The sequence below is a fragment of the Flavobacteriales bacterium genome, assembly GCA_016699575.1.
In the GTDB taxonomy this organism is placed as follows: domain Bacteria; phylum Bacteroidota; class Bacteroidia; order Flavobacteriales_F; family PHOS-HE28; genus PHOS-HE28.
In genome coordinates this window covers 2,043,777-2,070,468 of record CP064979.1, presented here as the reverse complement: position 1 = coordinate 2,070,468, position 26,692 = coordinate 2,043,777, and the positions used below count along the sequence as shown (strand labels likewise).

Here is a 26,692-nt window from a genome sequence, read left to right as displayed (position 1 = left end):
TTGGGCGAAGTCACGAAGGGCATGGAAGAACTCTGCGCGCTGGGTGCTGGGAGCGGCCATGCCCCGAAGATCGCGTTCACCGCCTCACCACCACCCGTGCAGCCTTCGGCGCCTGCCCTTCCACCCGCACCATCACCAGGTACAAGCCTTCCTTCCATTCGCGCGACAGGTCAAGCGGTTGCAGCGCGTTAAAGAAGTTCACCTGCTCTGCATGCACACGGCTACCCGTTGCGTCGAAGAGTTCGATCACCGCGCGCTGGCCGAAGAGCGATGGATCGGCGACGATGTTGAGCAAGTCGCTCGCAGGGTTGGGGTATACACGCAGGGCATCGCCATTGCCAGCGGCTTCTGCATCCAGTGGTGGCACATCACCGATGGAGGTGATGCAACCGGGATCGTTGATGCGCGCCACCACCACATCATCATAGAAGTGGTAGGCTTGAGATGCTGGATCCCCTTCGTAGGTGAACTCGTCGCGATCGAAGAAGAAGGAGCCGATGGTGATGTTGTCGTAAGGCTGATCGGGCACCACGATCCCGCAGATGTTGGTCCATTCGCCTTGTTGCACGATATCGTAGGTCATCACATGCGGGTCCACGTTGAAGGGGGCGTAGCCACCGCCGACCATGGGACCGATGCTGAGCAAGGCCCCCAGGCCGTTCACGCGCAGGAAGGGACCTTCGGCCGTGACCACATTGAACGAGACGAGGTAGGGCTCGCCCGGTATGAGCGGCTCGGTCAACGTGCCCTGGATATACTCCCGATAGCCCTCGATATCCCAGGCGAGTGCTCCGGCCATGCCCTTGCCCGATCGGGGTAGTACCCGGTTCAGTGTGACGAACCTGATCTCGGCCGGTACCTCTCCCCCGGCGCCGAACAAGCTGCAGCTACTGTACGCGTCCGAGGAACCGCCTTGCAGACGCGGCCAGCCTGGCGCCAGCGGAATACCCAGGCCTGAGACATCTTCGACCGACAGAACGCCGGTCAGGCAATAGTCGCCCTGTTCGATGGAGGGGTTCGTGAGCAGCACCGGCCCTAGGCAGACTTCATCCACGCAACTGTTCGCGGTGAGCGATGGCGTGCTGAACAGGCCGACCCGACCTTCCACGGGCACGCCGTTGCGCCAGCTGTAGAGCCGCACATGGTACACCTGTCCGCTCGTGAGCGCGGGCAGCACCAGCACGTTGTCGCTGCACGCGATGCTGGTGAGGTTGCCGACCGGACCGCTGAAGAGCTCCAGCGTGAGGTCTTCCGTGCCATGCCCCGCCACCACACGGGCTGGAGCATTGGTGGCGGTGAACTTGAACCAGATGTCGTCATCCGCCGTGTCGTCGGTGCCGCAATCCGCGCCGGGCAGGCTTTGGGTGGCACCTGTGGTATTGAAGTAGTGCGTGTAGCGATCGTCATGGGTCAATTGCACTGCTCCGGCCGCTTCGTCGTTGCTCTGGTCCTGCACCCAGGTGCCGAACACGCACAATTCAGCAGGCGCCACGCCGGGTGTATGCACGCGGTAGAAATACTCCCGCCCCACCTCCAAGCCTCCGAGCACGCGCGGCGATGATCCGCAGCTCACCATGTGGGCTTGCAGCGTATCCGCGATCGTGGAGAGCGTATCGTACACTTCCACCTGCAGCCCGAAGCCAAGGCTCGGTTCACCGAAGATGGTGTTGCGCTGCACGGCACGAACGGTGTGCGAAGCAGCTGTCGCGGTGAAGCGGTACCAGGTATCATCGTCGCTGGCCACCTGCCCGCAGAAAGGCGGGTAGCTCTGCGTGGCGCCGTAACCGCTGCCGTTGTGCATGGGGCCGGTGGAGGAGCTCCCGAACGGCACCTCGATGGCACCGGTGATCTCATCGTTCGGGACCTGCGCGATGAAGGGCACGTAGTCCTTGGGGAAGTTCTCCGCGTAGCGCACGAAATAGGTCGTGCCCTGCGTAAGGCCGGTGAACCGCGCCCGCATGTTGTTCACGCACGCCAAGCTGGTCAGCGATCCACAGGTTCCGCTGAAGAGCTCGACGGATGCGGTCACACTGGCGCTCTCGTGGGCCGCTACGAAGGTCGCCTCATCATCGGTGGCCGTGAACGTGTACCATACGTCCCTCAAGTTCACGCCACAGGTGCTTGTGCCTACCGTAGCATCGAACACACTTGCCGACACTTGTCCGCTTAGATCGGTAGCGCCCAACACCGGCAAGGGCAGCGCACCCGCGCACTCATCATTCACGATCCCTTCCGTGACCCCGACGCGGAAGGCGGTGGTAGAGGTGCTGTTGGAATACACTCGCACATGGTATTGCGTCCCGGGCGTGAGTCCACTTACCCGCAGCGGTTCAGAATAGGCGAAGTTCTCATCGCAGATGATGCTCGTAAGGGAGCCGCACGTACCGGAAAGGACTTGCGAGAACAGTTGGGTATTCGCGACAGCGGGCTCCACATGCAGCACATGTTGCGCGGCGGTAGCGGTGAACGTGTACCACACATCGCGTGGCTGGGCGTTGTTGCACGCCTGCGCGCCCGTCGCCGCGCCACCGGTATGGCCGTACACGAATCCCTGACCACCCATATTGGGCTGCACGGCGAGCGGTGTCGCATCGGCGCACTCGTCGTTGGTCGGTCGTTCCACGATGGTGATGACGGATTCCCGGAAGCTGGAATTGCTGCCGATCTTCAGGTAGTAGGTGTCGCCCTGCGTAAGTCCAGTGATGTTCCATGGCGCGGTCAGTGAGGTGTTCGCTTGGCAGGTGAGCGATCCGCAGGAACCGCTGAAGACCGACGCATGCTGCAAGCCCGTGCTGTAGACCGTAACGCCGGTGGAAGGCGCGGTGAAGCTCAGCCAGACATCGCTGGCCCGCGTATCGCACGGCACCGTGCTGCTGGTACCGGCGCGTGTGGATACTTCCACGCCCACCGGATCCTCACCCGTCAACGCCACATCGATCGGAACGGCCCCGCTGCATTCGTCGTTCGTTGCGCTTTCGCATACATCGGCCAACATGCGCAAGGTGTAAGCGGTGCCTTCGCTGTGCAGGCGGATGCGGTATTCCTGTCCGGGTGTCAAGCCGCTGACCTTCGTGGCATCGCAGGCCAGGCTGGTAAGCGCGCCACATGATCCGCCGAACCATTGGATCACGGGCTCCACGCCATTGAGGAAGCTGTACACCAGATGCTGCGTCGGCGCGGTGGCGGTGAATTTGTACCATACATCATCGTCGGAATCGCCTGCCGGACCCGCGCACGCGGGCTGCGAGGCCGTGCTTCCGATGGTGGCGGCCTCCGTGGCGGGGAGAGTCACCCGCTGCGCTGAACGCACGGTGAGCGGCAGGGCGTTCGGGCATTCATCATGCGACGCCGCCGATACCACGGCCAAGCCCATGTCGCAGTTGCCGTTGAACGTATCACAACCTATTCCGGGGCTCATGGCGCGGATGAAATACACATCGCCGATCGTGAGCCCTGTGAGCGCTTGGTATGGTTGGCCGGTCAATGTGGTGAGGCCATCGAAGCATTGCAGGGTGGTGAGTGCCCCGCAGGTGCCGCCCAGCACTTCGAGGATGCGCTCGTCCGTCGTAGCGCCTTCCGTACGCACCCAATGCGTGGTGGCCGTTGCCGTGAACTTGTACCAGCCGGTGCGTCGGTTCGCCGTGCCGCTGCATGTGGTCGCGGGGACCGGAGCCGCCGAGGGGAAGTTCCGGGCGTTGACGTACGTGAACTCGGAGACATTCGTGCTGGAGACCGGCACCTCGAAAGCGGTGGCACAGGAGAAGTTCTGCGCAGGCTGAGCGATCGCAAGGAAAGGCGACAGGAGGAACGGCAGGAGGAATGATCGGCCCATGGTGTTCGGGTTTGAGGCAGCAAGTGACACCAGGCCATCGCCCTTCACAAGCTGGATCGATCGAACGCGGGAAATGGTGATCGAGCGTCACCGCTTCACTACCACCCGCGCCGCTTTCGGGGCCTGCCCTTCCACCCGCACCATCACCAGGTACAAACCTTCCTTCCAGTCTCGCGACAGGTCGAGCGTTTGTAGCGCGTTGAAGGTGTTCACCTGCTCCGCATGCACACGGCTACCTGTTGCGTCGAACACTTCGATCACCGCGCGTTGGCCGAAGAGCGATGCATCGGCGACGATGTTGAGCAGGTCGTTCGCAGGGTTCGGATAGACTGACAGCCCAGTAGGCGCAGCGAACTCATCGATGCCCACATCGCTAGCAGGGCCGTATCGTGCCGCGAAGAACCCGAACCAATTGTCGGTGATCACGTGGTCGCCGAAGGACGTGTTGCCCGCCTGCGTTCCGGCTACCACCACTTCATCGGGCCGTGCATCCACGGACCAGGTGTTTACCACTTGCGGGCCGAAGACGCGCCGCGCTACATCGCCAGCATCGTTGTAGAGGAATGCGAAGAGACCGGTGTGGGTGACGGTAGTGTCCAACAGATCGCAGGTGCCGCTCATATCGCCCACAACCCAGCAACCGCCGCCCTCAACCGTGCGCATGTCGAACACGGTCAAGGTCCCGCTGTCGTTGATGTGCTTCCACCACACCGGCACCCCGGATGGATCCAACAGGAAGAGTCCTTTGCGGTTGCCGCCATAAGCGATCGTATCGCCGTTGATGCGCGTGTTGGCGCGTGCATACACGAAGCTGTGGCCATCGGCCGTGGCGCTCATCGACATGGTGGACCATCCCATACCACCCGTGTAGCCTTGGTCCGGCGCGTAGTACCAATCCGCCGTGCCTGCGGTGTCGAGTTGGATCGTCCAATTCGTGTAACCGCCGCCGCCCATCGCTCCGCTCAGTGTACAGTTCATCCCGCCGAAGGTGAAGTTGTTGGATGCTTGGCCGTGCAGCAGGATCTTCCCGTTTCCTGTGGCCTCCACGCGGCTCGCACTTCCGTGGATATCGTCGCTCACGAACTCCTCGGTACCGTCCGCACCACTGAACTTCACCAAGCGGCTGACAGCACTTTGGCGTGTGCCACCGGCCCAGATGTCCCCGGCCTCATCCACATCCAAGCACCATAGGAAACGACCCGGAGCCGAACCCGTATGGCTGGTCACCCAAAGCAAGGTGCCATCCGGATCGAACTTGGCAATGAACCAGCTCGAAATACCACCTACACCGACAAGCAGCACCGGCACCTCGTCGATCACGAGCGTATCGCCCACAGTGCCACCCACGATGATGTTCCCGTCAGCATCCACGGCAAGGCCGTATGCATCGGTGTTCGAGAGTTGCTCTGTTGAGCGGAACGAATGCGCCCATTCCACTTCACCATCCGGCGCATAGCGCACCACGAAGGCGTTCATCTGGTTGAGCAAAGGGCCGTTGAACACCGTTGCTCCGAACTGGCCCAGGTTCCGCCATTGACCGGTGGCCACCATGCCACCATCCGGACAGTAGCGCACCGCATGCCCCCATTCGGGTTCCGCCGATGAACTTTGAACGGCTTGCAGCCATTCCCATTGGGCTAGAACGGGCAGGGTCTGTAGTGTGAACAGCAGGAGGAGGGTGCGCATGGTAACGGGCTTTGGAGTGCCAAGGGAGCACGTGTACCCGCCGTTCACAAGCGGGATCGATCGAACGCGGGGAATGGTGATCGAGCGCTAACGCCTCACCACCACCCGCGCCGCTTTCGAGCCTTGCCCTTCCACCCGCACCATCACCAGGTACAATCCCTCCTTCCAGTCTTGCGACAGGTCGAGTGGTTGCAGCGCGTTAAAGAAGTTCACCTGTTCCGCATGCACACGGCTGCCCGTAGCGTCGTACACTTCGATCACCGCGCGCTGGCCGAAGAGCGAAGGATCCGCGACGATGTTGAGCAGGTCGCTCGCAGGGTTGGGGTAGACACGGAGCGCATCGCCGCTACCAGCAGCGTTCTCATCCAACGGCGGCAAGTCGCCCAGACCAGTGATGCAGCTCGGGTCGTTGATCCGCGCGACGACAACATCGTCGTAGAAGTGGTACGCCGTGGAGAAACCGTTGATCGGGCCCACGTGGGTGTATGCCGCACGGTCGGGGAAGAAGCTGCCGACGGTGATGTTGTCATAAGCCGCGTCCGGTACGACGATCCCGCAGATGTTCGTCCATGCGCCCTTCTCCACCATGTCGTAGGTGACCACTTGCGGTTCGACGTCGAAGGGGGCGTAGGTGCCTTCGACCATGGGCCCGACGCTCAGCAATGCGCCCAAGCCGTTCACCTTCACATCGGAGCCTTCGGAGAGCACAGCGTTGAAGGAGACCAGATAGGGTTCACCGGGAATCAGCGGTTCGCTCAATGGCGCCTGGATGTACTCCCTGTAGTATTCGATCTCCAGCGCGAGGGCACCGGCCATGCCCTTTCCGGAGCGCGGCAGGTTCCGGTTCAGGGTGACCACGATGATCTGCGCAGGCGCTTCGCCATTGACGTTATGGGGCATGCAACTGCTGTATCCGTCGGATGACCCGCCGTGCAAGCGGGGCCAGCCGGGCGCCAGTGGAATACCCAGGCCTGCGACATCCGTGATGTTCGGCACTCCAGCTTGGCAGTAAGCGCCTTGTTCGATGGAAGGATTCGCGAGCAGCACCGGCCCCAAACAGGCTTCGTCCACACAACCGTTCGCGGTGAGCGAGGGTGTCACGAACAGCCCGAGGCGTCCTTCCACCGGAGTTGCATTGCGCCAACTGTACAGGCGCACGTAATACACTTGACCGCTTGTGAGCGCGGGCAACACCAAGATGTTGTCACTACACGTCACGCTCGTCAAGTTGCCGGGTGTTCCGCTGAAGAGTTCCAAGGTGAGGTCGGCCGTGCCATGGCCAGCGACGATCCGCGCCGGTTGGTTCGTGGCGGTGAAGCGGAACCAGATGTCGTCATCGGCGGTGTCGTCCGTACTGCAATCAGCGCCGGGGAGGCTCTGCGTGGCGCCGCTCGTGGTGAAGTAGTGGGAGTAGGCATCGCCGTATGTGAGTGCAACGGCACCGATCGCTTCATCGTTGCTCTGGTCCTGTACCCATGTGCTGAACATGGCCAGCGCGTAGGGAGCGGAGCCAGGCGTGTACACCCGGTACCAATAGTCGCGGCCGATCACCAGTCCGGTGAGGCTTCGTGGTGCGATGCCGCAACTGACCATGTGCGCCTCCAAGGTGTCAGCAATGGTGGAGAGCGTATCGTACACCTCCACGTTCATCTGGGACAAGGTTGGTTCCGTGAACAGCGTATTGCGCTGCAACGCATGCACGGTATGCGCAGTTGCGGTGGCTGTGAAGCGGTACCAGGTATCGTCGTCGGGATCGGCTTGGCTGCAGAACTGTGGATAGCTCAGCGTGGCACCGTAGCTGCTGCCGTTGTGCAACGGACCGGTGCTGGAACTGCCGAAAGGTGCCACCAGCGCATCAGTGATCTCGTCATTGGGCACCTGCGCGAGGTGCGGCACGTAGTCCACGAACGCGAAGGTGCTTTGGGCGAAACGCACGAAGTAGGTGGTGCCCGGTGTAAGTCCGGTGAACCGGTTCCGGAAGTTGGTGGCGCAGGACAGGCTGGTCAAGTTCCCGCACGTGCCGCTGAACAGCTCGGTGTACGCGGTCACACTCGACCCCTCGTAAGCCGCAACGAAGGTGGCCTCATCATCCGTGGCGGTGAAGGTGTACCACAGGTCCGGGACGTTCTGTGCACAAGAGCCGGTGCTGATGGCGGCATTGCGGGTGTTCTCCTTCCGCTGACCGGCGACCTGTTCGGGAGAAAGCACCTGCAACGGCAACGCACCCGAGCAATCGTCGTTCACAATGCCCACGGTGATGCCGATGCGGAAGGCGGTGGTGGTGTTGCTGTTGGAATACACACGTACGAAGTAGGATGTTCCGGGCGTGAGCCCGCTAACCATCAACGGACTGAATGCGGCATTGTCCTCGTCGCAAATGATGCTGGTGAGGGATCCGCACGATCCCGAGAGCACTTGGGAGAAGAGGCTCGATGTCTGAATGGTCGGCTCGAGGTGGATGTAATGTTGTGCAGCAGTGGCGGTGAAGGAGTACCACACATCGCGCGGTTGTGTGTTCTGGCAGGCCTGTGCACCGGTTGCTGCACCGCCGGTGTGCCCATGCACGAAGCCCTGTCCACTTCCATAGGACTGCACATCCAGCCCGACGGCATCGCTGCACTCGTCGTTCGCTGGTTGCGCCATCACCCGGATGGTGCTCTCGCGTAGGGTGTTGTTCTCACCGAGCTTGAGGAAATACAACGTGCCCGGTGTAAGGCCGGTAACGTTCCACGGCGTGTTCAGCGCATCTTCATCGTAGCAGGTAAGCGATCCGCAGGTGCCACTATAGATCGCGGCGGACTCATTGTTCGTGCTAGTGATCGTTATCCCAGCGGTGGGGGCGACGAAGCTGTACCACACATCGCTGTTCTGCACATCGCATGGTACCGTGCTGCTCGTGCCGGTGCGCGTGGTGATCTCCACCTCTTGCGGCTCTTCGCCGGTGAGCGCCACGACGATGGGAATGGCCCCGCTGCATTCATCATTGCTGGCGCTCTCGCACACATCGCCCAGCAGGCGCAGCGTGTGGTCCGTGCCCTCGCTGTGCAAGCGGATGTGGTACTGCTGGCCCGGTGTAAGTCCCGTGGCCTTGGTGGTGTTGCACGCCACGCTGGTGAGCGCACCACAAGAGCCACTGAACCATTGGACCACAGGTTCCACATCATAGAGCAGATCATACACGAAGTGTTGCGTTGTCGCCGTTGCGGTGAACCGGTACCAGACATCATCATCGGAGTCGCCAGCGGCGCCTGCGCACGCCGGTTGCGATGCCGTGGCACCGATGGTCGCCATATCCGTCATCGGGCGCACGACGGGCGCGGCGGGCAGTGAGGTGAGCGGCGTGGCGCTCGCACATTCGTCGTTGGGTGCAGCGCTCACCACCGCCAAGCCCATAACGCAGTTCCCGTTCGAAGCATCGCAGCCCAGGGAGCTGTTCATCGCCCGGATGAAATAGACCGACCCGATCGTGAGGCCGGTGAGCGCCTGATAAGGTTGCCCCTGCAAGGTGTTGAGGCCATCGAAGCACTGCAAGGAGGTGAGCGAACCACATGTTCCGCCAAGCACTTCGATGATGCGGGAGTCCGTCTCAGGCCCTTCGGTGCGCACCCAATGCGTGGTCGCAGTCGCGGTGAACTTGTACCAGCCGGAGCGCCGGTTGAGGGTTCCGCTGCACGTGGTGGTGGGCACGGGCGGTAGACTGGGGAAGATCACCCCGTTCACGTAGGTGAACGACGCCAGATTGGTGCTGGATACCGGTAGCTCGAAGGCCCGTTCACAAGTCCAGTTGTCCGGCGATTGGGCGAAGGCCACAACCGGTAGAGCGGCGAGCAGGAAGAGGAGCGAAGGGCGCATGGCGAAGGACTTTGGTGGTGCAAGGGACGCCACCGCACCGCTGCTTCCTAGCGGGATCGATCGAACGCAGGGAAAGGTGATCGAGCGTCAGTGGGTGATCACGACGCGCGCCGAACGCGGGGCCTCCCCGACCGCATACAGCACCACGGTGTAGGACCCTGTCGGCAGATCGGTCGGCAACTGGAACTGGAGCCCGGTGCCCAAGGCCGTGATCGCCAACTGGTGGACGACCTTCCCTGTGGCATCCAACAACTCCAACGCAGCGGGCTTCCCAACGAGGCGTTCCTCCATCTCGATGCTCACCTTGTCGCGGGTGGGCACGGGGAAGACACGCAGATCACCGGAAGCGTGATCGACACCTTGCTGCTTCTCCAATTCGGTCAGACGTTCAGACAGGATGGTCCGCATAGCCGTCAATTCCTCTTTCAGTTCTTCGTTCTCCGCATGCAGCTCCTGTACAGCCTTCACCAACGGCACCACGAATTGGGCGTAGGCCAAGCCATAATTGTCCGTCGGTCCTTCGGGCACATGCACCACATCGAAGGCGGCATACTTCGCATCCTTCACCACCTGCTCCACCTCTTGTGCAAGGAAGCCCACCGTGCGTTGGCTTGAAGCCTGGGCGAGTTCGGCTTCGCGGCCTTCGACGTTCTCCTTCACATGCTTCGCGAAGGCCAGCCGATCGAACGAGTAGGAGACCGGTCGCAGGTCCATGATCAGGTCGAGGCCGGGTACATCTTCTTCAACCTCTCGTTTGAAGCGCGCATCGCTGGGCGACGTGTACGCGACCTGACCTTCCACAACCGTGACCGAGCTGTTGCCCAAGCGCACTTTGTTGCTGGCGTTCACCGTGCTGTTGTAGCCCAAGGCCGTGGCGTTGGTGAGCGTGCCGGATGACACGTTCGCCAGCCGCCCGACACCCGTGTTGTTGCTACCGGTGGACAGTGATCCCAAGGCCAGGTAGCCTACGGCCGTATTGGCTGAACCCGTGGTAGCGACGGACAGTGCCTGCGTACCGAGGGCGGTGTTGTCGTTGCCCGTGGTGTAGTCCTTCAACGCCTGGTACCCGAGCGCCGCATTGCGGTTGCCCGTGTTCGCCGTGAGCGAGATGGACCCGTGCATCGCCTGATAGCCCACCGCCACGTTCAGGTTGTTGAACGCGGTGGATGTGCCGTTCGCGTAGCGCATGGCATCGGCACCGATGGCCACGGCGCGGCTGCCCGCTTTGTTCGCCGACAATGCGGAGGGCCCGATCGCGACGTTGGTCGAGCCGGTGCTGTTCCCCGTTAGGGCAAGATATCCCAGCGCGGAATTGTTCATGCCGGTCGTGTTCTCATCGAGCGCCCATGCACCCAACGTGGTGTTGCCACCTCCGGACGTGTTGCTCGCCAACGAATTGTTGCCAACCGCGGTGTTGTCGTCTCCGGATGTGTTGGCCATCAACCCCTGGTAACCGACAGCCACGTTCCGGTTGCCGTAGTTGTTCGCAGGCGTTGTGGATCCCCGCAAGGCCTCGTAGCCGATGGCCACGTTCTGGTTGGTGAAGGCACTGCTCATGTTGTTCGCGTAGAACATGGACCAGAAGCCGATGGCCACGCCCCGGCTTCCACCCACGTTCTGGTTCAACGCACCAGCACCCAGGGCTACATTCCCTGACACACCACCGGAAACAGCCAGCGCACCGTCCCCCAGTGCCGTGTTCGATGATCCGGTGCAGCTGCTGAGCGCATTGTACCCGATGGCTGTGTTGGATCCTCCGCTCAGGCAATGGTCCAACGCAGAGGCACCGAGCGCGGTGTTCGCTGTGCCTGAGCTGTTGACCATCAGCGCACCACTACCCAAGGCGGTGTTCAACTTACCGGTGGTGTTCTCCCGTAAGGCACCCGCACCAACGGCTGTATTGTTCTGCCCTTGGAAGAGCATCACGTTCGGCACGTTGTTCAGACCGGCGCTGGAACCGAAGAACGTGTTGCTGTACCCGTCGATAAGTCCGGCTTGTACATTGTTCCTCCGGAAGGTGAGCAGCTGGTTGTCCGTCGTACCGAGGAAGTGTGTGGCCGGGTTGGTGCCCGCGTTGCCGGTCAGCGACCAGTCCTGCCCGAACAAGGGTTGCAGAAGGATGCACAGCGCGAAAAAGGAAAGTGACTTTTTCATGGGTCCTGGATTCGCCAACCGGGGTTCCGGGTGGAGCACCAAGGGAAGGCACGCAACACAGCTGGCCAAGCGCGATCGATCGAACGCGGGAATTACTGATCCAACGCTACACCGCCAGACGCATTTCCACCAGCGTTCCGGATGGTGCGCCAATCGGGTCCTTGAGGTCCTCCACCCGGAACCCGCCTGCACTGCGCATGCGTTCAGTAAGCAGCTCCAAGCGCTCACCAGTAAGCTTCAGGCCCAATGAGGTGCGGCCCGGCGTCGCAGCTTTCTCCGTGCGGCCCACACCGTTGTCCCGCACACGACAGGCCACCACGCCATCCACTTGGAAGAAGTGCACCTCCAAGCGCTTCGGGCCTTGCTTCGGTGCCAAGCCGTGCCAGATGGCATTCTCCACGAAGGGTTGCACGAGCAGCGATGGCACCTGCGGCTCTTCGTCCAGCAATGCATCGTCGGCAGTGATGGACCACGTGAAGTCATCGCCCAACCGGAGTTGCTCCAAGCGCACATAGTCGTTCAGGAAGGCGATCTCCTCATCCAGTGAAATACGATCGCGCACGCTGTGCTCTAGCACGTTGCGCAAGAGGCGCGCGAATCCTTCGAGGTACTCCTCGGCCCGTTCATGCTCGCCCTTCAGCGATAGTGCACGGATCGCGTTCAAGCAGTTGTGGATGAAGTGCGGGTCCATCTGTGTCCGCAGGACCTTCAAACGCAGCAGACCGTTGATCTCCTCGATGCGCGATTTCTGAACACGCAGTTCGGTGTTCAATCCTTCGAGCACGATCTGGTGCTTGCGGCGCTGTTGCAGGTTGCGCCAAACGAGCACCACAGCACCCAAGGCCAGGGCGGCCAAGACCAGACTTCCGTAGAGTTGGAGGTTGCGCGCTCGCAGGCGTTCGGTGTTCTCCTGATCCTTCAAGCGAAGGAGTTCGTTGTCCTTTTCCGCACGTTCCGTCTCGAACTCGGTGCGTAAGCGCATCAACTCGTTCTCAGTACCAGCGTTGCGCAAGCTGTCCTTCAGTGCCACATAGCGTTCGTAGTGCATCAGCGTGGCCTTGCTATCGCCCTGTGCACTCGCCAGTTCAGCTTGGCGCTGCTCGTACTCCATCATCAACTCGGGTTCGCCGCTGGCCGCTGCGAGCGCCGCGCCTGCGCCAAAGCTTGAATCAGCTTGCTGCAACAGTCCCATCGCCATTTGCGTGGCGCCCATGGAAAGCAGTGCATACGCCTGGTCCGTGCCGCTGCCGATGATGGCGTACTCGCGGAGTGCGACCCTGTAATAGGCCAGCGCCTTGTCGGGATCTGAACCATCGAACAGCGCGCCTGCGTTCTCCGCAACGAGCCCGGCGCCATTGTGATCACCTATTCGCCGGAAGATGGGGCCGGCCTGTTCATAGTGTTCCAGTGCCCGCGCCGCATCCCCTTCGCTCCGGTACGTATTCCCGATGCCCATCAAGCTGTTCGCTTGTTTGTCCGGGCGGCCGAGCGCGCGCTCCAGCTCCAATGAGCGCGCGAAGAGCTCACGCGCACGGGCGAACTCCTCCATCTTGTTGTAGATGGTTCCGATGTTGTAAAGCAACACGGCAGTATTGCCATTGTCGTTGACGGCTTCGCTCTGTTTGAGCGCCTCCTGGAACTGCTTCAGGGCACCTGCGCGATCTCCCTTGCGTTCAGCGAGCCAGCCGAGGTTGCTGCGCGCCACGGAGATCCATCGGGGTTCCCCCAAGTCTTCGAAGAGGAGCAAGGCCGAATCGAGCTGGGTCTGGGCGCGCGGCAGATCGCCCTGGTTGAGGGCCAGCCAACCCAAGTTATTGTGCGCATCAGCGATCGATCGCGTATCGCCGATGCTGCGTGCAAGTGCCAGGCCCTGCTCGCCGAACATGCGTGCACTATCCGGTGAGGAGCGTGTGAGGTTGAAGCACAACTTGACCAGCGATTGAACACGCGCGGTATCGGGCTGCGGGCCGCGCAATGCGGTCAACAGGTCGGGTACCAATGTGGGATCCTGCGCCAGCGACCAGCACGGAACAAGCAACACGAGCAGCACGCACCATCGCCTCATGCGGTGAAGGTCGGGGATCGGCGGCTTGTGGACCGGCCGAGTGCATCGGCGATCAAACCGCCAACGCCCGCGCCACCTCCTCGCGCCGCCGCGATGCCACTTCCACACGTTTGCCGTTGCGCAGCACCACGAACCCCGACTTGTCCAGATGATCGACGTGCGCCCGGTTCACCAGGTAGCTGCGGTGGGTGCGCAGGAAGCCGATGGGCGTGAGCATGTCCTCATAGTCCTTCAGCGTTCGCGCTGAAACGAAGCGGCGTTCGTCCGCCAGGTGCAAGTTCGTGTAATTCACATCGGCCTCGCACCACACCACCTCGGCGGGGTCCACGAAGTAGCTGCGATCACCGCTGGTGAGCGTGAGCTTCATGCTGCGCTCATCGGGCTGCGCGATGTTGTGCAACAAGTGGGCTTGCGCGTCCGATGGTCCACCGCGTTTCGCGAGGTGCCGATCGACGGCCGCGCGCAGTTCATCGCCCAACACGGGCTTCATCAAGTAGTCCAGCGCGCTGAAACGGATGGCTTGGATGGCGTGGTGTTGCGAACCGGTGATGAAGACCACGTCGAAGTCCCAAGTGCCCAAGCGCTTCAGGAGTTCGAAGCCATCGCCACCGGGCATCTGCACATCCAGGAAGAGGATGTCGGGCTTGTGCTCGTTCAGAACAGTGATCGCCGTTGCAACTGATGCGGCTTCCGCGAGGATGTTCACTTCGGGAGCATGGCGGTGCAACATCGCGCGCAGCACATCGCGCGCCTCCTGCTCATCGTCCACGATAACGGCCTGCATGGTGGAAAGGTAGGTCGAACTGCCCGGGAGCTTGAGCAGATGTGCTTACCACTATTCAACGACGTCCGGCCATTGCTGAACATGCTCACACGTATCCTTGCGGCATGTCCACACTGCTCATCATAGTCTTCGTTCTCGGCTACGCAGCCATCGCGTTCGAGCATACGATCAAAGTGAACAAGGCCGCCAGCGCTCTCATCACCGGCGCGGTGCTATGGGCCGTTCTGGCCTTCGGTGGAGGGGGGCAGGATGCGGGGCACGACCTGTCGGCCGAGATCGGGCACCACATGAGCGAGATCAGCGGCATCCTCTTCTTCCTCTTGGGGGCCATGACGATCGTGGAGCTCATTGCCGCGCACAACGGCTTCGACCTGGTAACTGCCCGGATAAGCACAAGCAGCAAGCGCGGGCTCATGTGGACCGTGGGGCTCATCACCTTCTTCCTGAGCGCTGTGCTGGACAACCTCACGACGACCATTGTGATGGTGACGCTTTTGCGCAAGCTCATCGCCAACAAGGAAGAACGCATGTGGGCCGTGGGCATCGTGATCATTGCCGCCAATGCAGGAGGTGCTTGGAGCCCTATCGGCGATGTGACGACCACCATGCTGTGGATCAAAGGACAGGTGACCACAGCGCCGGTGATACTGCATTTGATCTTGCCCAGTCTGGCGTGCTTGGCCGTGCCGCTCGTGCTGGCGAACCATCGCTTACGCGGCAAAATGAACCGGCCGGAAGGTGACGGTCGGAAGGATGACGGTTTGACACAAGGCCAGCGTACCACGGTACTGGTTGCCGGGGTGGCCGCTTTGTTGTTGGTGCCTGTCTTCAAAACGGTCACCCATCTGCCCCCCTTCGTGGGCATTCTCCTGATGCTTGGTTTGTTGTGGTTGCTCACGGAGATCATGCATGGCGGCAAGGACGACGAGTTCGCCGTGGAATACACCGTGGTGCATGCGCTGCGCAAAGTCGATTCGTCCAGTGTGCTGTTCTTCCTGGGCATCCTGCTCAGCATTTCCGCACTGCAGACGGCAGGTATACTGACCGATGTGGCCACAGGATTGAGCGCAGCTGTGCCCGATGTGCACGCCCAAGCCATCCTCATCGGCCTCACCAGTGCCGTGGTGGACAACGTGCCGTTGGTGGCGGCGGCGCAGGGCATGTATGCAGGTGCGTTCCCGACCGACCACACCTTCTGGATCTTCCTGGCCTATTGCGCAGGAACAGGCGGTAGCGCGCTGATCATCGGCAGTGCAGCGGGCGTGGCCGCTATGGGCATGGAGAAGATCGGCTTCTTCTGGTACTTGAAGAAGATGACCGGGCTGGCATTGGCCGGCTATTTGGCCGGGGTCGCGGTGTACCTGTTGCAGAACGCACTGTTCTAACGGCTGACGGCACGGGCTCATTGGTGCAGCTCCCGGCGGCTACTTTGGCGCAACAGTCCCTGCTCATGCGCCACATCGTTCTGCTCGTTGCATCCTGCTCTGCCTTGTGCGCGCACGCACAGATCTCGGTGTCCAACATCACATGCACATCGCCGGTGGCGGAGCAGGTGATGAAGGGACAGTACGACCCGGCCGACTTCACCGCTAGCACTGTCATCAGCGACCACCGGACCATCCTGTGCGAACTGCGTTGGTTGCTCCGGCCCGACTCGCTGCGTGGTTACTTGGAGCAAATGGCCTCGTTCGGAACGCGCAACAGTTACAGCGACACGGTAAGCACCACCGCGGGCATCGGCGCGGCCCGGCGTTGGGCGCACGACAAGTTCGCGCAGTTCAGCGCGGGGAACGAAGACCGTTTGATCCCGGCGTATTTGCAATTCGATCAGAACGGTGCTGAATGCGGCCCGGCGCAGGGATGGCGCAATGTGCTGGCAGTACTTCCGGGAAGCGACACGACCGACCACAGCATCATCATCATCGAAGCGCACCTCGACAGCCGCTGCGCCGACAATTGCGACGCGACCTGTCCGGCACCGGGCATGGAGGACAACGGCAGCGGTAGTGCATTGGTGCTGGAACTGGCGCGCGTGCTGCCGCGCTACACGTTCAAACGGACGCTGGTGTTCATGCTCACCACGGCGGAAGAGCACGGCCTGATCGGCGCTGAGGCCATGGCCCAATGGTGCGAGGACCACAACATCCGCATCAAGGGTGTGCAGAACAACGACATCGTGGGCGGCGTGCTCTGCGGCGAAACGTCGTCACCGCCGAGCTGTGAGATCCCCGGCAGCATCGATAGCATGGAGGTGCGCTTGTTCAGCAATGGCTCCGTCGCACAAGTGCACCGTGGCTTTGCCCGCGCCATGGAACTGTGGTACGAGGAGAAACTGCAAAGCCAGGTGGCCGTGCCGATGAACATCACCGTGCAGAACCAGGAAGACCGCGACGGGCGTGGTGGTGACCACATCCCGTTCCGCCAGCACGGCTACCGCAACCTGCGCTTCACCAGCCGCAACGAGAACGGCAACGCCGAGGTGGACGACCCCGGCTACAGTGATCACCAGCACACCAGCGACGACATCCTGGGCATGGACACCGATGGCGACCTCCTGCTGGACAGCTTCTTCGTGGACTTCAGCTACCTGCAACGCAACGCGCTCATCAACGGCATGGGCGCCACAATGCTGGCCCAAGGCCCTGAAGCTCCATACATCACCGTGCTCGACGAACCGACGGGGTTGCGCGTGACCATCGACAGCGCCTTCACCAACGAGTACCGCATCGGGGTGCGCAGCGTGCCGACCGAACCCGCATTCGAAGCCGTTTACCGCACGAGCGCAACCAGTTTCCTGGTCCCCAACCTGCTCGCCAATGAGACCTACTTCATCAGTGCCGCCGGCATCGATGAGGACGGCATCATGGGCCCGTTCTCGCGCGAGTGGAACAAGAACAACGATGTGGACACCCCGCCCGGCGTGCAGGACAACTTCCCCTATGGCCTCGACTGCTGGGGCGTGGGGCTTCCGGAACAAACGGAACAGGCCGGCAGTGGCATCCGTCTCCTGCCGGCCTTCCCCGACCCGTTCGAATACGCTACACGTTTCGTGGTGGAAATGGCCCCGGCGTTCGTACACAACGAAGCCTACATCGAAGTGAGCGATGCCCTCGGAAGAGCGGTGGCGCGTGTGCCGTTGCAGTTGGTGCCGGGACGCAACGAAGTCACTTATGTGCACAAGCGCGCTGCGGGTGTGTACAGCGCCACCCTGGTCATTGACGGTCGCCGTATGGCCTCCGTTGGCATGGTGGCACGCTGAGCATTCGCCCATCGACGGTGGCAGCGGGCCGACGGATCGCACGTTCCGTTCGACGAACCTTGACAACAGGACGGGGACAACCCTTCATTTGCCGCCACTCTGCTTCGATCGGTTGACCGCTGGCTACTTGGACAGCACCAACGGAGGAGATCGATGGAAGCTGCGACAAGTGCCGGCGTTGACCACGCCAAGGCCGCCCTGACCAGGCGGACCAGCTTGTCATTGCTGCCTGGCGATGGGTTGGTGCTTCAACACGGAGCATCCTTCAAACCTCAACCTCATCGACCATGAACAGAACGACGACACGAGCGGCCTTGCTGTGCGCATTGGCCATCGCCACAACGGGCTTGCATGCCCAATTGGCGAAGCGGCCCGCGGCACCGCCCAATGAGGTGGACCTCGAGGCGCTGTTGCATACGCACGAGCACGAGATCATGTTCTCGGAGAACAAGGGCCAGTTCAACGAGGCCGTTGTTTTCCGTGCGGATTTCCCCCTGGGCCAGGCGCTCGCCACGCGCGAGGGTATGTACATGAAAGCCTACGACCCGGCCGCCGTGCAGGCGCGTATCGATGAAGGCATGCGGATCGAGCAGGAGATGCACGACGGCAAGCCGATGCGCCCGCTGATGTGGCGTGAGCGCGGCCACGGCTGGATGATGCACTTCCGCAACGTGCTGCCCACCATGGTCATCGAAAGCCGCGATGCGCACGAGGAAGTCAGCAACTACTTCCTCGGCAACAGGGAGGCGCTGGGCGTGCGGAGCTTCAACGAGGTGTGGTACACGGGCGTATACAACAACATCGATGCGCGCTACTACCCCGCAGCCGACGGTTCGCTGGAGTACGACATCATCTGCAAACCCGGCAGCGACCCGCGCGACATCGCCATCGAGTTCAAGGGCATCGAACGCTTGCGCATCAATGAAGCGGGCGAACTGTTGATGCCCACCAGCCTTGGCGAGATGAAATTCCCGGCGCCCTTCGTTTATCAGATGACCGGGGGCCGGGAACGGAAAGTGGAAGCCAGCTACCGCGTTGCGGGCAATGTGCTGTCCTTCAACCTGGGCAAGTACGACAAGTCGCAGCCGCTGGTCATCGACCCGATCGCCATGCGCTGGGCCACTTGGGTGAACACGAACAGTTCTGCCGATAACCATGGCCATGCGATCTGGGTCGACCCCAGTGACGGGGCCATCTACATCGTGGCGCGCGTGGTGGGCACCACGGACAACATCACCGTAGGTGCTTTCGACGAAACCACGAACGGGAACCTGGATGCCATTGTGGGCAAGTACCTGGAGCCTGCGACAGTGGGCGGCGCAGGCACACGCGTGTGGCAGACCTACCTGGGTGGTGGCGGCGATGACAACCCGTACGCCATGGAGCAGGGCCCCGACGGCAACCTCTACATCACCGGACAGACCAGCAGCACCAACTTCCCCTTGCTCGGTGGTCCTGCCTTCAGCGGCAGCAGCCTCAACCAGCAAGCACAAAGCGACATCGATGTGTTCGTGGTGAAGATCAATCCCGCGGGCAACTCCATCAAATCCGCCGTGGTCGGCGGCAATGGTGCCGACGACAACTACGACGTGCGCATCGCCGCGAACGGCGATGTGTTCGTATGCGGCAGTACAACGAGCGCGAACCTTCTCACCCTGAACGCAGGTTCGGGCGCGAGCAACTCCAACAACGGCAGCAGCGACGTGTTCCTGTTCCGCATCAACCAGGACCTGAGCAGCTTGGTATGGATGCGCAACTACGGGGGCAGCGGTGCCGATCGCGCGAGCATCATGTTGCACGATCCCGTGAGCGGCGACCTGTTCGTGGGCGGCAACACGACCAGCACCAACTTCCCAACAGTGAGCCCCCGTCAGGCATCACGCGGTGGTTCGAGCGCTGGTTTCCTTCAACGGCTCAACGGCACCACGGCGGCCACCACGTGGTCGTCCTACTACTCAAGCGATTCCGGTGACGATGCCAATTTGCTCTGCATGGAATTCAACGCCACGCGCACTGAGCTCTATTTCGGTGGTGTGACGGAGGGCCTGAACAGCGCGAACATCACTGCTGGCGCGTTCGACACGGGCCACAATGGCAGCAACGACTTCTACGTGGGCCGCATGGCCATCGACCAGACTTTCCTTGGCGGAACTTATGTGGGCGGCAGCAGCAACGAGGTGAACATGATGGGACTTAACGTGGACCAGAACAACGACGTGTACGTGTTCGGTTACACCAACAGCGCCAACTTCCCCGTGAGCGCCTCTCCGAACGTTCCATTGCAGACCACGAACAACGGCAGCAACGACAAGGTGTTCCTGAAGCTGGAGAGTGATCTCTCTGCGCTTGAGTTCAGCACATACTATGGCGGCACGAACGACGACTACGACCCCGTGGGTGAGCGCGGCATCAAGTTCAGCAACTGCCGTATCTACACCATCGTCACTGCCCAGAGCAACAACATTCCCCTGACGCAGGGCGCCCTGAACACCACGAAGAACAGCCCCACCAGCCGTTACGAACCAGGCTTGGTGGTGTGGGCCAATCCGCCCGACCTGTTGGGCAACAGCATCACCTACCAAGGCACGGCAATCTGCGCCGGCACCATTCCGGGCGACATCCTCGGTTCGGTGCCTTCGTACACGTTGCCGACCGTTGTGCGGAACAATGCCGCCAGTGCCTATCCGTCGTTCCCAAGTGCAGCCACCTACCAATGGCAGATCAGCCTTGACAGCACGGTGTGGACCGACATCAACGGCGCCACGGGGCAGAACCTCTCGGGCCAGGACATTGGCGTGGTGAACCAGACGACCTACATCCGCCGCATCATCGGTGGCGACGCGTGCATCCTGGCCGGTGCGGCCGATCAGGTGGTGACCGTGCGCATCATGAGCGTTAGCGGTGATGTGGAAGACGTTTCGTGCAACGGCGGGAACGATGGTAGCATTACAGCCACCGCCGATGGAGAAGCCCCGTTCGATTATCTCTGGAGCAACGGGCAAACGGCCCAGACCGCAGTGAACCTGGCGGCTGGCAGCTATAGCGTGACCGTGACCGATGCCAATGGTTGCGAAGCCAGCAACACCTTCCAGGTCGGTCAACCCAGCGCCCTGGGCGGATCCGCACAAGTGATCGACGCGAGCTGCGCGAACAGTAACGGCAGCGCAACGGCAAACGGTAGCGGAGGAACACCGGGCTACGGGTACGAATGGAACACGGGCGCTGTTGGCCCAACCCTCAGCAACGTGCCCGCCGGTAGCTACAGCGTGACCATCACTGACTTCAACGGGTGCACCTTCGTGCTGCCTGTAGCGATCAACGGCACCGGATTGCCCAATGCCAACGCAGGTGCCGACGCGGTGATCACATGTGCACAGAACGGCACGGTGCTGCTCGATGGTTCTTCCACGACTCCCGGTGTTTCGTTCGCATGGACCGGGCCGGGTATCGTGAGCGGCGCAGGCAGCGAGAACGCAACGGTGGACCAACCGGGCACCTACACACTTACGGTCACCGACCCGAACTCGGGTTGTTCCAGTGTTGATATGGTGGACGTGACGGTGGACAATACTCTGCCAGGCGCACAAGCCACCGGCGGTACGCTCACTTGCAGCAACGCAAGTGTGATGCTCACCGGTAACGGCAACGGCACGTTCTCGTGGACTGGCCCCAACGGTTTCACCAGCAATGATCAGAACCCGGTGGTCTCTGTCGCTGGTACGTATGTGCTCACTGTGACCGGCGCCAACGGTTGCACCAGCCAAGCCCAAGCCGATGTGTTGTTGGATGATGAAGCTCCCGGTGCACAAGCCACTGGCGGCACGCTCACTTGCAACAACACGAGTGTGATGTTGACCGGTAGCGGCAACGGCACCTTCTCATGGACCGGACCGAACGGTTTCACCAGCAACGATCAGAACCCGGTGGTCTCTGTCGCTGGTACGTACGTTCTGACCGTGACAGGTCAGAACGGTTGCACCAGCGAAGCACAAGCTGATGTCTTGCTCGACGACGAAGCTCCCGGCGCACAAGCCACCGGCGGTACGCTCACTTGCAGCAACACGAGTGTGATGTTGATGGGCAGCGGCAACGGCACGTTCTCATGGACCGGCCCCAACGGCTTCAACAGCAACGACCAGAACCCTGTGGTCTCTGTCGCTGGCACGTACGTTCTGACTGTCACAGGTGCCAACGGCTGCACCAGCCAGGCCCAAGCTGATGTATTGCTCGATGATGAAGCTCCCGGCGCACAAGCCACCGGCGGAACGCTCACCGGGAGCAACACGAGCGTGATGCTGATGGGCAACGGCAACGGCACGTTCTCGTGGACCGGACCGAACGGCTTCACCAGCAACGACCAGAACCCTGTCGTGACGGTAGCGGGCACCTATGTGCTCACTGTGACTGGTCTGAACGGCTGCAACAGCCAGGCGCTAGCAGATGTGTTGCTCGACGACGAAGCTCCCGGTGCACAAGCCACTGGCGGCACGCTCACTTGCAGCAACACGAGTGTGATGTTGACTGGCAGTGGCAACGGCACGTTCTCGTGGACCGGCCCGAACAACTTCACCAGCAATGACCAGAACCCTGTGGTCTCTGTCGCTGGCACGTACGTTCTGACTGTCACAGGTGCCAACGGCTGCACCAGCCAGGCCCAAGCTGATGTATTGCTCGATGATGAAGCTCCCGGCGCACAAGCCACCGGCGGAACGCTCACCTGCAGCAACACGAGCGTGATGCTGATGGGCAACGGCAACGGCACGTTCTCGTGGACCGGACCGAACGGCTTCACCAGCAACGACCAGAACCCTGTCGTGACGGTAGCGGGCACCTATGTGCTCACTGTGACTGGTCTGAACGGCTGCAACAGCCAGGCGCTAGCAGATGTGTTGCTCGACGACGAAGCTCCCGGCGCACAAGCCACCGGCGGAACGCTCACCTGCAGCACCACCAGCGTAATGCTCACCGGTAGCGGCAACGGCACGTTCTCGTGGACCGGACCGAACGGCTTCACCAGCAATGATCAGAACCCTGTTGTAACCGTCGCTGGCACGTACGTTCTGACTGTCACCGGCGCGAACGGCTGCACCAGCCAAGCACAGGCCGATGTGTTGCTTGATGGCGATGCTCCCGGCGCACAAGCCACCGGCGGAACGCTCACCTGCAGCAACACGAGCGTGATGCTGATGGGCAACGGCAACGGCACGTTCTCGTGGACCGGACCGAACGGTTTCACCAGCAATGACCAGAACCCTGTGGTCTCTGTCGCTGGCACGTACGTGTTGACCGTGACAGGTCAGAACGGTTGCACGAGTCAAGCACAAGCTGATGTATTGCTTGACGACGAAGCTCCCGGCGCACAAGCCACCGGCGGAACGCTCACCTGCAGCACCACTAGCGTAATGCTCACCGGTAGCGGCAATGGTTCGTTCTCATGGACCGGCCCGAACGGTTTCACCAGCAATGATCAGAACCCTGTTGTAACCGTCGCTGGCACGTACGTTCTGACTGTCACCGGCGCGAACGGCTGCACCAGCCAAGCACAGGCCGATGTGTTGCTTGATGGCGATGCTCCCGGCGCACAAGCCACCGGCGGAACGCTCACCTGCAGCAACACTAGCGTGATGCTGATGGGCAACGGCAATGGCACGTTCTCGTGGACCGGCCCCAACGGCTTCAACAGCAACGACCAGAACCCTGTCGTGACGATAGCGGGCACCTATGTGCTCACCGTGACTGGTCAGAACGGCTGCACCAGTCAGGCCCAAGCTGATGTCTTGCTCGACGACGAAGCTCCCGGCGCACAAGCCACTGGCGGCACGCTCACTTGCAACAACACGAGTGTGATGTTGACTGGCAGCGGCAACGGCACCTTCTCATGGACCGGCCCCAACGGTTTCACCAGCAACGATCAGAACCCGGTGGTCTCTGTCGCTGGTACGTATGTGCTCACTGTGACCGGCGCCAACGGCTGCACCAGCCAAGCGCAAGCAGATGTGTTGTTGGATGATGAAGCTCCCGGTGCACAAGCCACTGGCGGCACGCTCACTTGCAGCAACACGAGTGTGATGTTGACTGGCAGTGGCAACGGCACGTTCTCGTGGACCGGCCCGAACAACTTCACCAGCAATGACCAGAACCCTGTGGTCTCTGTCGCTGGCACGTACGTTCTGACTGTCACAGGTGCCAACGGCTGCACCAGCCAGGCCCAAGCTGATGTATTGCTCGATGATGAAGCTCCCGGCGCACAAGCCACCGGCGGAACGCTCACCTGCAGCAACACGAGCGTGATGCTGATGGGCAACGGCAACGGCACGTTCTCGTGGACCGGACCGAACGGCTTCACCAGCAATGATCAGAACCCTGTTGTAACCGTCGCTGGCACGTACGTTCTGACTGTCACCGGCGCGAACGGCTGCACCAGCCAAGCACAGGCCGATGTGTTGCTTGATGGCGATGCTCCCGGCGCACAAGCCACTGGCGGCACGCTCACCTGCAGCAACACTAGCGTGATGCTGATGGGCAACGGCAATGGCACGTTCTCGTGGACCGGCCCCAACGGCTTCAACAGCAACGACCAGAACCCTGTCGTGACGGTAGCGGGCACCTATGTGCTCACTGTGACTGGTCTGAACGGCTGCACCAGCCAGGCCCAAGCTGATGTATTGCTCGATGATGAAGCTCCCGGCGCACAAGCCACCGGCGGCACGCTCACCTGCAGCACCACCAGCGTAATGCTCACCGGTAGCGGCAACGGCACGTTCTCGTGGACCGGACCGAACGGCTTCACCAGCAATGATCAGAACCCTGTTGTAACCGTCGCTGGCACGTACGTTCTGACTGTCACCGGCGCGAACGGCTGCACCAGCCAGGCACAAGCTGATGTGTTGTTGGACGACGAAGCTCCCGGCGCACAAGCCACCGGCGGCACGCTCACCTGCACCAACACGAGTGTGATGCTGACGGGTAGCGGCAACGGCACGTTCTCCTGGACCGGACCCAACGGCTTCAACAGCAACGACCAGAATCCTGTGGTCTCTGTTGCGGGCACGTATATCCTGACCGTGACAGGTCAGAATGGTTGCACCAGCCAGGCACAAGCTGACGTTCTCGAAGACAGCGGTGTTCCCGGTGCACAAGCCACCGGTGGCACGCTCACCTGCACCAACACGAGTGTGATGCTGACCGGCAGCGGGAACGGTACGTTCTCTTGGACCGGCCCCAACGGCTTCACCAGCAATGACCAAAACCCTGTTGTGACAGTCGCTGGCACTTACGTGCTCACTGTCACCGGCGCTAACGGTTGCACCAGTCAGGCGCAAGCTGATGTGTTGTTGGATGTTGAAGCTCCCGGTGCACAAGCCACCGGCGGTACGCTCACCTGCACCAACACCAGCGTGATGCTCACTGGCAACGGCAACGGCACCTTCTCATGGACCGGCCCCAACGGCTTCACCAGCAATGATCAGAACCCTGTGGTCTCTGTTGCGGGCACTTACGTTCTGACTGTCACCGGAGCGAACGGCTGCACCAGCCAAGCACAGGCGGATGTGTTGCTCGACGACGAAGCACCCGGCGCATTGGCCAGTGGCGGAACGCTTGATTGCAGCAACACGGGCGTAACGCTTATTGGCGTTGGCAATGGCAGCTATAGCTGGACGGGCCCCAACGGCTTCACCAGCACCGACCAGAATCCGATCGTCACCGTCGCGGGTACGTACATGCTTACTGTAACAGGCCTGAACGGATGCACGAGCACGGCCCAGGCGGTCGTCGACGAAGACCTCGCCCAGCCGGAGGTGCAATCCACCGGCGGCGTTCTGCCTTGTGATGGCAGCGGCTTGGTGCTCGCCACGACCGTGAGCGGCAGCAACCTGACGATCGAGTGGACCGGCCCGAACGGTTTCACCAGCAATGATCTGAACCCCACCGTCCTCGAAGCGGGCACCTACAGCGTGACGGTTACGAGCGAAAACGGTTGCAGCAGCAGTACGGACGTGGTTGTGACCCTTGGTGATTGCGATGACGACTGCGGCCCGATGATCGTGGAGTGCGGCCCGAACGTCACCATCGAATGCGGCGCGTCGAACCATCCCCTCGATGTGGGCCATCCGGTGTTCCGCAAGAAGCCCGACTGCGACACGTTGTATACCGTGGGCTGGACGGATGCTTGGTACGGCACCTGCCCCTACACGCTGGAGCGCACCTGGACCGCCACCGATGCCCTAGGCAATGTGGAGACCTGTGTTCAGATCATCACGGTCGTCGACACACAAGCACCGATCATCATGGGCGTGCCGGCCGACATCACCGTGAGCTGCAACCAAGTGCCGGAGCCTGATATGACCCCCTGGGCAGTGGACGGATGCAAGGATTGGCTGGACGTTACCGTGGTGGATACGGCCATCCCGGGGAACTGCAACGGAAGCTACACGATCGAGCGCACTTACTCAGCGACCGACGATTGCGGCAACACCGGTACGGCAGTGCAGACCATCACCGTGGTGGACGACCAAGCACCCGTGATCGCATGCACCCTCGATACGGAGCTCAAAGCGACCTGCGATGCGATACCCGCACCGGAAGCATGCACGGCGACTGACAACTGCAGCAAAGCGGAAGTACTGGTCGCTGACGTGTTCATGCAGGACAGCACCGGGGTCTGGTATCTGTTGCGGACATACAGTGCAACGGACGAATGCGGCAACACGGCCGTCATTGAACAGATCATCTGGCTGATGGACGCCCCTTGCAAGGACGGCGGGAAATCGCTCTTCGGTTCAACAGCATGGCCCACACCCTTCCGCGAGCAATGCACCATCAGCTTCACGGCCCCGAGCAGCGGGAACGCGCGTGTGACGGTGTACGACATGAACGGCAAGGAAGTAGTGCCCGCGGTGAACGCCAATGTGCTCGGCGGCCAGCGCACCGACGTACTGCTCGATGCTGAGGGCATCGGCGAAGGTGTCTACTTCTACCAAGTGACGCTGGACGGCCTTGTGTCGCGCGGACGACTGATCGCTTACTGATCAGAGACCATAACGAGCGAAGAAGCCCGGC

Annotated in this window: 9 protein-coding genes; 3 read left to right on the top strand and 6 right to left on the bottom strand. The window is 61.6% G+C overall.

Going from position 1 to position 26,692, the window contains the following annotated elements:
* Positions 1 to 76: 76 nt before the first annotated feature.
* The 6 genes from IPJ76_08480 to IPJ76_08455 all read right to left on the bottom strand — a co-directional run bounded on the left by IPJ76_08480 (position 77) and on the right by IPJ76_08455 (position 14,373).
* The gene (locus IPJ76_08480) at positions 77 to 3,832 is read right to left on the bottom strand and encodes a T9SS type A sorting domain-containing protein (GenBank protein ID QQR88230.1); all 3,756 of its coding nucleotides are present in this window, start codon (positions 3,830 to 3,832) and stop codon (positions 77 to 79) included.
* 87 nt (positions 3,833 to 3,919) lie between these two features.
* Complete coding sequence (locus IPJ76_08475) at positions 3,920 to 5,518, bottom strand: T9SS type A sorting domain-containing protein (protein ID QQR88229.1); 1,599 nt, start codon at positions 5,516 to 5,518, stop codon at positions 3,920 to 3,922.
* An 87-nt stretch (positions 5,519 to 5,605) separates the two neighbouring features.
* A complete protein-coding gene (locus IPJ76_08470; protein QQR88228.1) occupies positions 5,606 to 9,370 on the bottom strand; it encodes a T9SS type A sorting domain-containing protein in 3,765 nt (1,254 codons plus the stop codon).
* An 87-nt stretch (positions 9,371 to 9,457) separates the two neighbouring features.
* Positions 9,458 to 11,524 (bottom strand): tail fiber domain-containing protein, encoded by a 2,067-nt coding sequence (locus IPJ76_08465; protein ID QQR88227.1) that lies wholly within the window; start codon positions 11,522 to 11,524, stop codon positions 9,458 to 9,460.
* A gap of 106 nt (positions 11,525 to 11,630) precedes the next feature.
* Positions 11,631 to 13,589, bottom strand: a complete 1,959-nt coding sequence (locus IPJ76_08460) for a tetratricopeptide repeat protein (GenBank protein ID QQR88226.1) — start codon at positions 13,587 to 13,589, stop codon at positions 11,631 to 11,633.
* 52 nt (positions 13,590 to 13,641) lie between these two features.
* Entirely contained in the window at positions 13,642 to 14,373 is a 732-nt protein-coding gene (locus tag IPJ76_08455) for a response regulator transcription factor (GenBank protein QQR88225.1), read from the bottom strand.
* A gap of 104 nt (positions 14,374 to 14,477) precedes the next feature.
* Here IPJ76_08455 and nhaD point away from each other — a divergent pair, with 104 nt between their 5' ends.
* The 3 genes from nhaD to IPJ76_08440 all read left to right on the top strand — a co-directional run bounded on the left by nhaD (position 14,478) and on the right by IPJ76_08440 (position 26,661).
* Positions 14,478 to 15,758: a sodium:proton antiporter NhaD gene (gene nhaD / locus IPJ76_08450; protein QQR88224.1), complete on the top strand. Its 1,281-nt coding sequence runs from the start codon at positions 14,478 to 14,480 to the stop codon at positions 15,756 to 15,758.
* 65 nt (positions 15,759 to 15,823) lie between these two features.
* The gene (locus IPJ76_08445) at positions 15,824 to 17,632 is read left to right on the top strand and encodes a M28 family peptidase (protein ID QQR88223.1); all 1,809 of its coding nucleotides are present in this window, start codon (positions 15,824 to 15,826) and stop codon (positions 17,630 to 17,632) included.
* Between the two features lie 287 nt (positions 17,633 to 17,919).
* Positions 17,920 to 26,661 carry a T9SS type A sorting domain-containing protein gene (locus IPJ76_08440; protein QQR88222.1) on the top strand — a complete coding sequence of 2,914 codons (8,742 nt, stop codon included), beginning with the start codon at positions 17,920 to 17,922 and terminating at the stop codon, positions 26,659 to 26,661.
* The last annotated feature ends 31 nt before the right edge of the window (positions 26,662 to 26,692 follow it).

Coding starts and splice junctions, on each gene's coding strand:
- IPJ76_08480 (QQR88230.1), bottom strand. CDS start 3,832: ATGGGCCGATCATTCCTCCTGCCGTTCCTCCTGTCGCCTTTCCTTGCG.
- IPJ76_08475 (QQR88229.1), bottom strand. CDS start 5,518: ATGCGCACCCTCCTCCTGCTGTTCACACTACAGACCCTGCCCGTTCTA.
- IPJ76_08470 (QQR88228.1), bottom strand. CDS start 9,370: ATGCGCCCTTCGCTCCTCTTCCTGCTCGCCGCTCTACCGGTTGTGGCC.
- IPJ76_08465 (QQR88227.1), bottom strand. CDS start 11,524: ATGAAAAAGTCACTTTCCTTTTTCGCGCTGTGCATCCTTCTGCAACCC.
- IPJ76_08460 (QQR88226.1), bottom strand. CDS start 13,589: ATGAGGCGATGGTGCGTGCTGCTCGTGTTGCTTGTTCCGTGCTGGTCG.
- IPJ76_08455 (QQR88225.1), bottom strand. CDS start 14,373: ATGCAGGCCGTTATCGTGGACGATGAGCAGGAGGCGCGCGATGTGCTG.
- nhaD (QQR88224.1), top strand. CDS start 14,478: ATGTCCACACTGCTCATCATAGTCTTCGTTCTCGGCTACGCAGCCATC.
- IPJ76_08445 (QQR88223.1), top strand. CDS start 15,824: ATGCGCCACATCGTTCTGCTCGTTGCATCCTGCTCTGCCTTGTGCGCG.
- IPJ76_08440 (QQR88222.1), top strand. CDS start 17,920: ATGAACAGAACGACGACACGAGCGGCCTTGCTGTGCGCATTGGCCATC.